Here is a 12,375-nt window from a genome sequence, read left to right as displayed (position 1 = left end):
GATGCGCGAATTGACGCACGGCGTGCTTCACATTGCCGCCTCAACGGAATTTCTGTCATCCGCGCACGCTAATGTGCAACGGAGCGGCGTAAGCGATGCTTGTCGATGTCGCGTCGCTACATGCGCGCATGTTTGCCTTGCTCACCCTGTTTGTTCATCTTGCCGGAGAGTGCCATGTCGAAGATCGTCATCGTTTATCACAGCGGCTACGGCCACACGAAGAAAGTCGCCGAGGCCGTGCTGGCCGGCACGCTCGAAGCCGGCGCAGACGCCAGGCTCATGCCGGTCGGCGAAATCGACGACGCGGCGTGGGCCGAACTGGCGGCTGCCGACGCCATCATCTTCGGCGCGCCCACCTACATGGGTGGCCCGTCCGCCGACTTCAAGAAATTCGCCGACGCGAGTTCGAAGCCGTGGTTCGGCCAGACGTGGAAAGACAAGATCGCAGCCGGCTTCACCAACTCGGCGACCATGAACGGCGACAAGTTCTCGACCATCCAGTACTTCGTCACGCTGGCGATGCAACACAGCATGATCTGGGTGGGCACCGGCATGATGCCGTCGAACACCAAGGCGGCGACCCGCAACGATCTGAACTACGTGGGCGGCTTTACCGGTCTGCTAGCGCAGTCCCCCGCCGACGCGTCCCCGGAAGAAGCGCCGCCCGCGGGGGATCTGGAAACGGCCAGGATGTTCGGCGCGCGCATCGCCGGCGCCACCGCGCGTTGGAACGCGGTCACTCGATAACGACGTACGGTCCGAAGCTTGCATCAGGAAGCCGCGCACTCGTGGCCGGCACCGCACGCTTCAAAATGCGCGGCTCGGCCCCTGACAAGCACCGCCGATCTGCCCGGAACCCACGTGCATCGGCTCGCATCTATCCTGTAACCGGTCACGCCGATGTCACTTTCGGCGCGCATCGTCGTTTTTTCACCCCGTTTTGCACGCCCACCGCGATCAGGTCTTAAAATAGCGTTCCGGCGCGGTGTCGCGCCCCGTTTCCAGCAAGCCAGTGAGATCGAGATGAGCACGAAAGTTTTTGTCGACGGACAGGAAGGCACGACCGGCCTGAAGATTTTTGAATACCTGTCGCAACGCGCCGACGTGGAGATCCTGCGTATCGAAGAAGCGAAACGCAAGGACCTCGAAGAGCGCCGCCGTCTCATCAACACATCGGACGTCACCTTCCTCTGCCTGCCGGACGTCGCCTCGCGCGAGTCAGCCTCGCTGGTCGAAAACGACCGCACCGTATTGATCGACGCCAGCACGGCCTTCCGCACATCCGCTGACTGGGCTTATGGCCTGCCCGAGTTGGCCCGCTCGCAACGCGAACGTCTGCGCACCGCAAAACGCATTGCCGTGCCGGGCTGCCATGCGTCGGCCTTCGTGCTGGCCATGCGTCCGCTCGTCGAAGCAGGCGTCGTGGCGCCGGAATTCGCCGCGCACGCATACTCGATCACCGGTTACAGCGGCGGCGGCAAGAAAATGATTGCCGACTACGAAGCCGGCGGCAACGACAAGCTCAAGAGTCCGCGCCCGTACGCACTCGGCCTCACGCACAAGCATCTGCCGGAAATGGCGGCGCATACGGGCCTGAAGTCGGCGCCGGTGTTCACGCCGATCGTCGGCGACTTCTACAAGGGTCTCGCGGTCACCACCTTCTTCTCGCCAAGCCAGTTGGCCAAGAAGGCCACGCCGCAAGACGTGCAGGCACTGTTCGCCGAATACTACGCAGGCGAAGTCTTCGTGCACGTTGCGCCGTTCGATGCCGACGCGAACCTCGACGGCGGCTTCTTCGACGTACAGGCGAACAACGACACCAACCGTGTCGACCTGTTCGTGTTTGGCAACGAAGAGCGCTTCGTGACCGTCGCGCGCCTCGATAACCTGGGCAAGGGCGCATCCGGCGCGGCAATCCAGTGCATGAACCTCGCAATCGGCACCGCCGAGGAATCCGGCTTGAAACGCTGAGCACGTATCGAGTTACAGAGGGCAATTCGCCGCCAATCTGCCCCAAAGCCGGTCTGCAAAGATCGGCTTTTTAGTTTTAAAAGGCCGCCCTCAGAATGTCTTCCTTCGCAGTTAATCAGTAGTTGCCCGTATTACTTTAAAAAGCAAAATCGGACTACTCATCAAGCGCCGGTAACTCATTCCTGAAATCAACCCGCTCAGCATAGTTTTCCGCATAGGGAAATTACGGATTTTTTTTCGAACGACCGTTCGAAGATGATAGAGCCATTTTGCTGCAAGGCTTGTCTGATAAGGGTGTGCGGCGAAGCAACGGTACCGCCTTCGAACTCAAAAATCCTTTTTTGTTTAAAAGGCCTGCCTAGTCCCACTCTAAGCACGCCCGGCAAAAATTTCCCTGTTTGAATCGGTCTTTTTAGACGGCTCATTCAATTGACAGGCATTAAGCGCGCAGCGAAATTAGTTCGCACAATTACATGAAGGGAGACAGCAGCATGTCGCACGCCATTATTCGAGGTCTGGCGATGGCCATCGCCGCGACCCCATTCCTCATCGCATGCGGCGGCGGCAAGGCCGACAATCCCGGCGCGATCAATTCGCCGCAATGCTCAGGCTCGAGCTGCGGCGCGCAAGGTGCGCCGGCTTCGGGCGCGGGCGCGGCCGCGCTATGTCCTGCTACCGGCGACATCGTTAAATCGACGTATCTCGGTGGTGCGGGTAGTGGCGAAATCGTGCAGTTGAACATCAACGCAACGGCAATGACGTATTCGCTGAAGTGGCTCGAGTCGCCGATTCCGCTGCGCACGGGTCAAGTTTCGCCGACGCGCGCGGGAACGCAGATCACGGGCGCCGTGATCCACCCGCCGACCGGCGCACTGCCCACCGCCGAACAGATCCGCTGCGCCTTTATTCTCGGCGCAGGTACCGGCACCGGCGTCGGCGACGGTCAGCCTTATACGACACCCGACTTCGTCAACAATCCGAATCCGCCGATGATCCTCGTTGGCTTGGGCGTGGCCGGTGGCGGGATTCCGGGCGCGACGGTGCAATTTGGTGGGATTCTGGGCCTGGGCGCTGTACCCAACCGGCATTTCGACTTCTACCCGTTCCTCGGCTTCGCCAGCACGACGACCGACCTCACCAAGCTGGTGGGTACCTACAACGGTCTGCTCTACCACCTTTCGCCGACCGCCAACTACGAGACCGTCGCAACCAATTCGGTGGAGACTTTCGACGCAAGCGGCAATTGCACTTCATCGAGTTCGAGCGGCTGCCTGAGCACCGGTAGTGCACTCACCTTGAACAGCAACGGCTATTTCGACAGCGCGAAACCACCGCAGATCGTCAATGGCGGCAACCCCGCGCCGTTTCGCACCGACCAATCCGGCAAGGCTCACATGATCATCGGACAGATCAACGGCGCGACGGTACCGCTCGTGGTCCGCACCGGAAACGTCAACCTGTCGGCATTGTCAGTCGACGACGAATCCGGTATCGCGATGCTCGCCGCGGCCACGCCGCTTGCATCCGGCGGCTTTGACGGCGGCTACGTCGGCGCGGACTCGAACTTCAAGTACACCGCAACGTTGATCCAGGGCGCGGTCGGCACGTTCATCAATCCGAGCACCTCGTCGGCGGAAAGCGGCTTCGGTCTCGGCTACGGGTTGCCGAGTCCGGGTCTGGTCGGCGTGCAGGACACCAACGGCAAGACCGGCTTTGCGATTGCATCCGGCGGCCTCTACGCCATCGTCATCCAGGGCGCGGAGAACGGCGGCATCACGTCGACGTCGGCGAACTCAGACACGCCAAGCACGCCCTACTTCGGCATCGGCGCACAGATCAGCAAGTAACGAACGAAGAGAACGAAGGACCGGCAGTTCGCAGTACGAGACATAAATAGCAAAAGGTGGCCGGACTGGGAGCCGGCCACACACAACGAGAAAATTCTGGAGGCGGTATGAAATGGAGAATCCTTTCGGTGCTCGCTCTTGCAGCACCGTTGCTGGGGGCGTGCGGTGGTGGTGGTGGCGGCAACGGTGATGGACCGGTGACGGAAGTTCGCCTGTGTCCTGCGTCGCTCGACTACGGCACGGTGTTCACGGGCGGCGGCGGTGACGGCGAACTGGTCAAGTTGCAGATGGACACGACCAAGATGACCTGGCAAATCAGCTACATCGAATCGCCGATTCCGGCGACCACCGGCACTGTCGCGCCGACGCGCGCCGGTCAGAGCGCAACCGGCACGCTGACCCAGGAAACGCTGCTGCCGACCAACAAGCTCAATCAGTGTGCTTACCGCCTGAACGGCGCGAGCCTCGACCCGAACCGTCCGGCGCGGATTTTTGTCGGCGAAGGCGTGGCGGGCGGCACGATTCCGGGGGCGGAAATCTCCTTCGCCGGGATTCTCGGCGTGGGCGCGGTGCCCGATACCACGTTCCCGTACTACCCGTTCATCGGCTTCTCGTCGATTGAAACGAATCTCGCGAACGTGGCCGGCACCTACAACCAGCTCGGCTATCACCAGGTTCCTTCACAGAGCTTCGCGCCGGTCGCGGTGGATTCGAAGATCACGATCAATGCGGACGGCACATGGAGCGAGTGCGACAACTCCGGTGTCAACGCGGGTAAGTGCGAACAGCCGGGTACGAACTTCGTATCGTCGGCTGACGGCAGCGGCGCGTTCGAAACCGACAAGTTCCTGGGCCAGGCCAAACCGACGCTCGCCACGACGCCCAAGGCTCGCGGCTACATGATCGTCGGCAAGCTGCGCAACCAGTTGGTGCCGATCCTGGTACGAACCGGCGCGGCGAACTCCTCGGTGACGACGCCGGTGAATGGCGAACTCGGACCGTATGCGGACGATGAATCGGGCATCTCGATTCTGTCGCCACAAACTTCGATCGCGGTGAACTCGCAAAACGGTGAGTACATCGGTGTGGATAGCCAGTTCGACTATCGCACCACGGCGCTCGAGGGCTCGCAGGCCACGCTGCTGGATCCGTTCAACGCATCGCAGGCATCGCTCGCGACGGCGCTGAATCTGGACTTCACGCAAACCGTGCCGGGTGTGGTGACGACGACACAAGTGGGTGCATCGACGGGTACCACGCCGACCGGAAAGATGATCTTCACAGGTGGCGTGTTCGGCTACCTAGATCTGACCAACGCGGCCTCGCCGTACTTCACGATCGGCGCCTTCGTCCAGTAATGGACGCAGCACGCGCCGCCCACACGCAGCGAGGCGTTCGCGTCCCGGCTGCTGCGCACAGTAACAGCGCGGCAGCCGGCGTCCACCGAGTATCCAGCGCACCGGCCGGGCAGCCAACCCGCCGTCGCTCGCAGCGCGCGATCAACGCAACGCGCGCCTCAGGAGGAACAACATGAAAAAAATCTATTTCGCGATACTGGCCGCCTGCCTGTCAGCCAGTGCGCACGCACAACACGCTGGTGACAACGTCGCCGTGCTCGGCTGGTTCCACATCATGCCGCAGGATTCGAGCTCGCCGCTGACGACCAATGTCGCACCGACTCCGATCAATACGCCGCTGCGTCTGCCGAGCTCGTTCACGTCATCCGGAACGGGGTTGTCGACCAATAGCTCCAATACCGTTGGTCTCACAATCAGCCACTACCTCACCGATCACATCGCGGTGACGACGGTCGCGGGCGTGCCGCCGGTGTTCAAGATCTACGGGCACGGCACTATCAAGCCGCCAGGACCGGCAGGGGCACTCGGTCAGCAGGATCTGGGCGATCCGCAGGCCAACCCGATCGTGAAGAGCGTGCGCCAGTGGAGCCCGGCACTGCTATTCCAGTACTACTTCAATGCGCCTACCGCGAAGTTCAGGCCTTTTGTCGGCATAGGTGTGTCGTACAACTGGTTCTCCGACGTCCAGTTGAGCCAGAACTTCGTGCAGTCGACGCAGAACAACCTCGGTGCAGTGCTGGCGGCGGGCGCGGGCAAGCCCGGGCAGACACAGGTGTCGGCGAAGGCATCGTCGTCCTGGCAGCCGGTGTTCAATGCGGGTCTCACGTACGCCCTCACCGACCACTGGGGTCTCGTCGCATCGGTCACGTACATTCCGTTGAAGACCACCTCCTCGGTCATCATCAAGGCTGCGGATGGCACGGAACTGGGTGTCTCGAAGGCCGAGCTGAAAGCCGATCCGATTATTTCGTTCCTGGCCGTCTCGTATAAGTTCTGAGTTCGGCGCAGATGCGACAAAGCCGGCGGCCCCGCACAGGGGGCCAGCCGGCTTTGTCGCATCTGGAGATGGCTGGAAATTCAGGGCAAAAAAAAGCCCGCCTAATTGGGCGGGCTGAATCCATATCAGAGGAGACATGGAGGAGACAAGACGAACTATAGCAAATGGTTTGGTGCGTCGCAACATTCAAATTAGGGTTGACCCTCGGCGTTGTATCGACGCGACAATCCTTGCAACGCTTTGTGGGCGGCGGTGGCTGTCTCGTGCGGCGAGGCCGCCGTTCGCCTAATGGCGCACCCGCGCCGAAAGGCAGCCTGCCATGGTCGCGCTGGAACGGCGCAGCCCATGCTGGGTGCCGTGCGTGATCACCAGCAGCATGTTCGGACCAGGAATCGCGGAAACGAAGAAACAGTGGCGGCGAACAGCCCCCATGTATACAAACTCATTGAGATCGACGCAGAAAAGGATCGGGCGGCTATTGCGCCCGCCCGCACCAGTACCCGCTCCTGCTCAACGCCCTGCCCGCCGCGCCGCCACCTGCCCCAGCACCGCGAAGTCTTTCTCACCGTCGCCGTGCGCCACCGCTTCGATCAGGCTGTCGCGCACCACACTCGCAATCGGCAGTGGCGTGTTGACCGCATCGGCGGCCGCCAGCGCAAGGCGCAAGTCCTTCAGTCCGAGACGTGCCTTGAACAGCGCCGGCTCGTAGCGCTGCTCCGCGATCATCTTGCCGTAGCCGGAATAGACCGGGCCCGGGAACAGGCCGCTCGTGATGACGTCGAGGAAATCCTGCATCGCGAGACCGTGGCCGGTCACGAGCGTGGCGGCTTCGCCGAGCGTCTCGACAGCCGCGCCCAGCATGAAGTTAGCCGCAAGCTTCATCACGTTCGCCTGCTGGGGCAGCGAACCGATGCGCCAGGTTTTCTGGCCGATGGCGTCGAAAATCGGCTGCACGCGGTCGATCGACTCGGCCGGGCCGCCCGCCACGATTGTCAGCTTGGCCGCCGCTGCGACGTCTGGTCGCCCCAACACCGGTGCGGCGACGTAATGGACACCCCGCGAGGCATGCGCTGTCGCCAGTTCCTCGGCCAGCGTCACCGAGATCGTCGCCATGTTCACGTGGATCAAGCCGCGCGGGGCGTGTTCCAGCAGCGACGCGGTGATGACTTCGCGCAGCGCGGCATCGTCGGCGAGCATTGAGAACACGGCGTCGCCCACAAACGCTTCAGCCGGCGTCGCGACGATCCGCGCACCTGCGTCGGCGAGCGGTTGCGCGCGTTCCGGCGAGCGGTTCCACACGCGCACCTGATGCCCGGCTTTCAAAATGTTTGCAACCATCGCGGCGCCCATCTCGCCGAGACCGATAAAACCGATGTCCATCTGTCGCTCCGTCTTCTAAAGAACTGGAAGTAAAGCACACCCATGCGACAAGTGCAGGACAGCGCGCAATTAAACCCGGTGCGATACTGCTGTGATGGTCACCGCGACATTCCGCTTCTATGAGGAGCTGAACGATTTTCTCGCCCGGCCCCTGCGTCGGCGTGCGTTCAGTTACGCCTGCGCGCGCGGCGCCACCGCGAAACATATGATCGAAGTGCTCGGCGTGCCGCATACCGAGGTCGAGCTGATTCTGGTGAACGGTGAGTCGGTCGGTTTCAATCACCCGCTGTCCGACGGCGATCGCGTCGCCGTTTATCCGAAGTTTGAAGCGCTCGACATCCAGCCGCTATTGCGCGTGCGCGAACATCCGCTGCGCGTGGTGCGTTTCATTGCCGATGCGCACCTGGGCGGCCTCGCCCCGCTGCTGCGGCTGGCGGGCTTCGATACGCTCTATGACAACCACTATCCCGACGCCGATATCGAAGCGCTCGCCGCCGCACAACAGCGCATCGTACTGACACGCGACCGCGAGCTATTGAAACGCAGCGCCATCACACATGGCTGCTACGTGCGCACGCTGCGGCCACGCGAGCAATTGCGCGAGGTGTTTGAACGGCTCGATCTGGCCGGCAGCGCTCAGCCATTCCGCTTGTGTCTGATGTGCAATGCGCCGCTGCGGCGTATCGCCAAAGACGAAGTTGGCGATCGGGCGCCCGATGGCGTGCTGGAACGGCGCAACCAGTTCGTCACCTGTGACGTTTGCCGGCGCGTGTTCTGGGAAGGCACGCACTGGCAACGAATGCGTGCGCTGATGGACAGCGTGGCTGGCCCGCCGGAACGGTCCGTTTGAGCCACCGCTCGGTGGCCCAGACTCCGCGCCGCCTGAGCACCGCGCCAACGCCGCTCGGGTGCGGAATTGCCGCCACTCACTCGACGCGCGGCGCGATGCGTACAATGCGGGATTACTTATCTGGCAGAGGCCTTCCGTATGGCGATGAAAAAAACCGACATTGAAAAGAACAAGGCACTCAAGCTGAACAACGCAATGAAACTGTCGACCGCCGACCGTTTCGGCAAAGCCGCCGCCGACCCGAAGCTCGATCGCCGCGAACAGCGCAAGCTCGATCAGGCGCAAGGCCTTGTCGCGTTCGCCTGCAAGCTGAATGGCGACCTGGTCACTGAACTGAAAGAGCGGGCTGCCACGCATCCGGAAGGCATGAGCGGATTGCTGAACGAGGTCATCAAGCGCGGCCTCGCAGGCTGAACGCCGCTCAAAGCCGCCGCGCAATACAAAAAGGCCAGAGCAGAAGCTCTGGCCTTTTTGCTGGCGACGTTTAACCGGAACTGCGCTGCACTCGCCGACTAGCAGCACGCAGAAGAGAACCGGCAGGGTTCGCCCGGCAAAACCAAGCGTGAGCTTAGTTTGCCGTGCCCTTGTCGTTCGTGCCAGCAGCCGAAGCAGCCGACGAAACCGGAGCGCGCTTGCCGTGCGTCTTCAGCTTCTTGATGTGGTGCTTCTTCGGCGTGCTAGCTGCAGCGGCCGGCGCTGCTGCGTCCGATGCCTGTGCGAAAGCTTGAACGGAGACCAGCGCGATCGAAGCGGCTGCGAGCGAGACGATAAATTTTTTCATGTGTTGTTCCCCAAACCTGGACGACTGAGTCAATGTGAATGAAATAGCTGCACGGTGAAGCAGACAGGGCTTGAGGCGCCTTACCGCTCCCCGCGGGAGAGTATTACGCAGCGTAGGCGGTTTGTCATGCCCAAAACTCGATATGTATTTTCCGGGAGACAGCTTGCTTTCATCATGCTTTCATTCGTTAAGCACACCGTATCAGGGAAATTACCTAGTTCTGCTTTCAGAGCAGGTTTCGCAGCAAACTGGCGGTTTCCTGGAGGGTCGGCAGCACGCGATGCAGCGCGGCATTTGCCGACTCCTGGCCGATCGGCATGCTCACACTGATCGCCGCCACGACCGAGCCATGCCGGTCACGCAACGGCACCGCGACACCGCGCATGCCCAATTCCAGTTGCTGATCGGTGACGACATACCCATCGCGACGGATTTCGCCCAGCACTTCGCGCAGGCGCTCGACGGTCGAATACGTATGCGGCGTAAATACCTTGATCGGATAGGACGCCAGCCACTGTCCGATGCTTTCCGGCGCCTGGAAGGCCAGCAGGATCAAACCTGCGGACGACAACGGCGCGCTCGCCCGCGAGCCGAGCACGAAACCGACCGCCATCGCCCGGTTGACGCCGTTGCGCGCGACGTAGACCACGTCGTGTTCGTCGAGAATCGCGACCAGCGCGGTTTCCTGCACGGTTGCGGTGATGCGTTGAAGAAACGGCTGCACGGTGCGCGGCAAGCGCGCCGAATCCAGGTACGATTGGCCGAGCCGCAATACGCGCGGCGCGAGCCAGAACAGCTTGCCGTCAGTATCCACGTAGCCGAGTTCGCGCAAGGTCAGCAAATAGCGGCGCGCCGCCGTGCGCGAGAGCCCGGCGCGCGCGGCCACCATGGTCGGCGTCATGCGCGCGTGTTCTTCGTCGAATGCTTCGATGATCGCCAGCGCCTTCGCGGCGCCGGCGATCCAGTCTTTCTCGTCCATTGCATCTGCCTGAAAGTCGGTCGGGCCTGTCGGTCAGTCGTATCGTGAGCCGGCTGGCTGGCTGTTGCGCGATTATCGCGCGAGTCGCTCGCCATACAATCGGTCAAAGGCTTATTTGAAGTCCCAGCGCATCTGCTCGACGATGCCCACCCCACGCGAAGTCCGCACACATTCGCTCACATAGTCCGTGAAGGGCAGCGGCTCGAAGCCGATCTCGTCGCGCAGACGGCGGTTGTCGAACGCATAGTCCAGCTCCGCGAAGCCGGCATACAAACGCAGCGCGTGTTCGATCAGACGGCCGCTGCCACATCGGTCGCGCCCCACAACTTCGCGTGCGATCTTGCCGAAGTCGCGCACGCGACACATTGAATAGCGGCGGCCCGAGGTGCCGGTGGCTTCGTCCATCGCGCTGATGATCTGACCGATGGTCGGCGCTTCCGAACCCGCCGACACGTGATACGTATCGAAAGCCAGCGTCGGCTTCACCGCCAGCAACGCGAGCGCACGCGCGCAGTCGTCGGCGGACACCACGTCGAGGCGGTTCATCGCCCGCGCCGTGAAGCGTCGCGCGCCATGCACCACGCGAAACACCCAGAAGATACTCGCCGACGGCAGCGTGCCAAGCACCGTATGGCCGACCACAATCGATGGCCGCACCACCACTACTGGCAAGCGCGGATACGTGCTACGCAACAAGCGTTCGACTTCGCGTTTGCTCCGCGTGTACGGCACGAGGTGGGGTGTCTCGCCATAGCCGAACGGCGACTCCTGCACGTTCGCGCCGCATTGCGTGCCACACGCCATGGCCGTGCTCACATGCAGAAAGCGCCGCAGTGATTTGCTGCCAACAAAGCGCGACGCAAAGCGCAAGGTGTCATGCACGTTCGTGTCGAGCACTTGTGGATGCGTCGAAAACGACGCCATCGCTGCGCAGTTGATCACATGCGACGCTTTCGCGAGCCGCGCCAAATCGATCTCCGAGAACGCGCTGCCCAATTCGCCGACCATGACGTTCGCTTCCGTGATCTGCTGCGCGCGAGAATGCGGCAAACCGCAGCGCACCGCCGACGCACGCAGCCGTGCGAGCGCATCGGCCGCGCTGGCCCCGCGCACGAGGCACACCATGCGTTCGACCAGGCCCGCGTTCATCAGCGTCACCAACAGATTGCCGCCGATAAAACCGGTCGCACCGGTCAGCAACAAGCTGTCGACGCCGATCGCCTGCGCGCGCGTCGACGATACCAGGCTGTTCTGCCAGGCATTGGACAGAGGGGTTTGCCATGCAAACATCGCTAGCTCCTTGCAGAGACATCAGATCGTCGATTCGGATAACCGATCAACAGGGGGTTCAACAAACGCATCAATAGCGATACGTCAGCGCGGTGATCGCGAAATAGTTGTTCTTCGATTGCACGATCGGGCTGTTCGCCGACGCACCGAGCAGTCGCGTCACGCCGCCTTCGGTATGCACTGACCAACGCGGCGAAAAACTGTAGGTCCAGGCGGCCGACACCTTGGCGCTGTCGAAACCGCCTTTCACCGCATACGGCTGAAAGCGGCTCGCGGCCGCCTGCGCATCGGTGACACCGAAAAAGGTCTGCGTATAGCGGCCGCTGCCGGCATGCACGCTGCCCGTGACGCTGATGTCGTTGTCGACGGTTTGCAGCACCGGCACGGTCAGATCGACGTGCCCGCTCGTGCCGCGGCTCGTGTGCGTCAGCGGCTGATCCAGCGTGATGCTGATGGTCGACGGACCGAACAGATGCGCGCCAACCTGAACGGACACCATCACCGAACCCGGAATCCGGCCCATGCCCTTCAGGTAGTCGGAGCCCGGCAAATCGGCGCGATTGCTGTCGGTACGGCCGAAGTCGTAGCTCAGCGCCGCTGATGCGAACAGGCCGTTGGCGAAGTTGTGCTTATAGCCGAGACCATCGGTGGGGCTCAGAAAGATGCCGTTGCTGAACTCGGCAGCGATCAGCGGTGCGACGAACGGACGGTAATCGCGGCTGCCCTGATAGCGCGGCGCCACGCCGCCAGCCAGTGAAAACAGATAGAAGTTCTCCGCGTAGGCCATCGACGAGCAGGTCAGGCCAAACAGCGGAACACACAGATAAGAGAGGCGTTTGCGCACGATCAGGACTTTTATTTGGGATGGAAGACGCAGTCTAGGGACGCCGCCTCGCCACGTCTGTCCTGAAGTTGGGGGAAT

The 12,375-nt window shown here is 62.1% G+C and carries 12 protein-coding genes and 1 pseudogene; 7 read left to right on the top strand and 6 right to left on the bottom strand.

Translation table 11 applies throughout. The features are described 5' to 3' along the window. Positions 1-174 precede the first annotated feature (174 nt). From PQQ52_RS32460 to PQQ52_RS32440, 5 genes are all read left to right on the top strand, one after another. Positions 175-747, top strand: coding sequence for a flavodoxin family protein (locus PQQ52_RS32460; RefSeq protein WP_408220766.1), 573 nt, complete (start codon positions 175-177; stop codon positions 745-747). Positions 748-1,023: 276 nt separating this feature from the next. Next, the gene (argC, locus tag PQQ52_RS32455; protein ID WP_408220764.1) at positions 1,024-1,971 is read left to right on the top strand and encodes an N-acetyl-gamma-glutamyl-phosphate reductase; all 948 of its coding nucleotides are present in this window, start codon (positions 1,024-1,026) and stop codon (positions 1,969-1,971) included. Positions 1,972-2,462: 491 nt separating this feature from the next. Further along, on the top strand, positions 2,463-3,818 hold the full coding sequence (locus tag PQQ52_RS32450) for a DUF2957 domain-containing protein (RefSeq protein ID WP_408220762.1): 1,356 nt from the start codon (positions 2,463-2,465) through the stop codon (positions 3,816-3,818). A 107-nt stretch (positions 3,819-3,925) separates the two neighbouring features. Next, complete coding sequence (locus PQQ52_RS32445; RefSeq protein WP_408220760.1) at positions 3,926-5,176, top strand: DUF2957 domain-containing protein; 1,251 nt, start codon at positions 3,926-3,928, stop codon at positions 5,174-5,176. Positions 5,177-5,348: 172 nt separating this feature from the next. Beyond that, complete coding sequence (locus tag PQQ52_RS32440) at positions 5,349-6,173, top strand: OmpW/AlkL family protein (protein WP_408220758.1); 825 nt, start codon at positions 5,349-5,351, stop codon at positions 6,171-6,173. Positions 6,174-6,467: 294 nt separating this feature from the next. Here the strand turns inward: PQQ52_RS32440 and PQQ52_RS32435 are convergent. Both PQQ52_RS32435 and PQQ52_RS32430 read right to left on the bottom strand, forming a co-directional pair. Beyond that, positions 6,468-6,619 (bottom strand): annotated as a pseudogene (locus PQQ52_RS32435) (LysE family translocator); the annotation flags it as partial. A gap of 64 nt (positions 6,620-6,683) precedes the next feature. Beyond that, positions 6,684-7,553: an NAD(P)-dependent oxidoreductase gene (locus PQQ52_RS32430; RefSeq protein WP_408220756.1), complete on the bottom strand. Its 870-nt coding sequence runs from the start codon at positions 7,551-7,553 to the stop codon at positions 6,684-6,686. A 94-nt stretch (positions 7,554-7,647) separates the two neighbouring features. On the opposite strand from PQQ52_RS32430, the gene PQQ52_RS32425 reads away from it, so the two are divergent. Together PQQ52_RS32425 and PQQ52_RS32420 are read left to right on the top strand one after the other, a co-directional pair. After that, positions 7,648-8,403: a Mut7-C RNAse domain-containing protein gene (locus PQQ52_RS32425; RefSeq protein ID WP_408220754.1), complete on the top strand. Its 756-nt coding sequence runs from the start codon at positions 7,648-7,650 to the stop codon at positions 8,401-8,403. Between the two features lie 138 nt (positions 8,404-8,541). Beyond that, positions 8,542-8,817: a hypothetical protein gene (locus PQQ52_RS32420; protein ID WP_408220752.1), complete on the top strand. Its 276-nt coding sequence runs from the start codon at positions 8,542-8,544 to the stop codon at positions 8,815-8,817. Between the two features lie 154 nt (positions 8,818-8,971). Here the strand turns inward: PQQ52_RS32420 and PQQ52_RS32415 are convergent, their stop codons facing one another. The 4 genes from PQQ52_RS32415 to PQQ52_RS32400 form a co-directional block, all read right to left on the bottom strand. Next, on the bottom strand, positions 8,972-9,184 hold the full coding sequence (locus PQQ52_RS32415; protein WP_153137724.1) for a hypothetical protein: 213 nt from the start codon (positions 9,182-9,184) through the stop codon (positions 8,972-8,974). Positions 9,185-9,410: 226 nt separating this feature from the next. Next, on the bottom strand, positions 9,411-10,163 hold the full coding sequence (locus PQQ52_RS32410) for an IclR family transcriptional regulator domain-containing protein (protein WP_408220750.1): 753 nt from the start codon (positions 10,161-10,163) through the stop codon (positions 9,411-9,413). Positions 10,164-10,274: 111 nt separating this feature from the next. Beyond that, a complete protein-coding gene (locus tag PQQ52_RS32405; RefSeq protein WP_408220748.1) occupies positions 10,275-11,453 on the bottom strand; it encodes an SDR family oxidoreductase in 1,179 nt (392 codons plus the stop codon). Between the two features lie 70 nt (positions 11,454-11,523). Next, on the bottom strand, positions 11,524-12,240 hold the full coding sequence (locus PQQ52_RS32400) for a MipA/OmpV family protein (protein ID WP_408220799.1): 717 nt from the start codon (positions 12,238-12,240) through the stop codon (positions 11,524-11,526). Between the last annotated feature and the right edge of the window lie 135 nt (positions 12,241-12,375).

Origin of the sequence: Paraburkholderia sediminicola (assembly GCF_046030555.1) — a bacterium.
In the GTDB taxonomy this organism is placed as follows: domain Bacteria; phylum Pseudomonadota; class Gammaproteobacteria; order Burkholderiales; family Burkholderiaceae; genus Paraburkholderia; species Paraburkholderia sediminicola_E.
Note: the sequence above shows the minus strand (reverse complement) of the source record. Positions and strands in the feature narration are given on the sequence as shown.

What these genes read in the sequence shown, in the direction of transcription:
- PQQ52_RS32460 (WP_408220766.1), top strand. Translation starts at nt 175, where the DNA reads ATGTCGAAGATCGTCATCGTTTATCACAGCGGCTACGGCCACACGAAG.
- argC (WP_408220764.1), top strand. Translation starts at nt 1,024, where the DNA reads ATGAGCACGAAAGTTTTTGTCGACGGACAGGAAGGCACGACCGGCCTG.
- PQQ52_RS32410 (WP_408220750.1), bottom strand. Translation starts at nt 10,163, where the DNA reads ATGGACGAGAAAGACTGGATCGCCGGCGCCGCGAAGGCGCTGGCGATC.
- PQQ52_RS32450 (WP_408220762.1), top strand. Translation starts at nt 2,463, where the DNA reads ATGTCGCACGCCATTATTCGAGGTCTGGCGATGGCCATCGCCGCGACC.
- PQQ52_RS32405 (WP_408220748.1), bottom strand. Translation starts at nt 11,453, where the DNA reads ATGTTTGCATGGCAAACCCCTCTGTCCAATGCCTGGCAGAACAGCCTG.
- PQQ52_RS32445 (WP_408220760.1), top strand. Translation starts at nt 3,926, where the DNA reads ATGAAATGGAGAATCCTTTCGGTGCTCGCTCTTGCAGCACCGTTGCTG.
- PQQ52_RS32400 (WP_408220799.1), bottom strand. Translation starts at nt 12,240, where the DNA reads ATGGCCTACGCGGAGAACTTCTATCTGTTTTCACTGGCTGGCGGCGTG.
- PQQ52_RS32430 (WP_408220756.1), bottom strand. Translation starts at nt 7,553, where the DNA reads ATGGACATCGGTTTTATCGGTCTCGGCGAGATGGGCGCCGCGATGGTT.
- PQQ52_RS32420 (WP_408220752.1), top strand. Translation starts at nt 8,542, where the DNA reads ATGGCGATGAAAAAAACCGACATTGAAAAGAACAAGGCACTCAAGCTG.
- PQQ52_RS32425 (WP_408220754.1), top strand. Translation starts at nt 7,648, where the DNA reads ATGGTCACCGCGACATTCCGCTTCTATGAGGAGCTGAACGATTTTCTC.
- PQQ52_RS32440 (WP_408220758.1), top strand. Translation starts at nt 5,349, where the DNA reads ATGAAAAAAATCTATTTCGCGATACTGGCCGCCTGCCTGTCAGCCAGT.
- PQQ52_RS32415 (WP_153137724.1), bottom strand. Translation starts at nt 9,184, where the DNA reads ATGAAAAAATTTATCGTCTCGCTCGCAGCCGCTTCGATCGCGCTGGTC.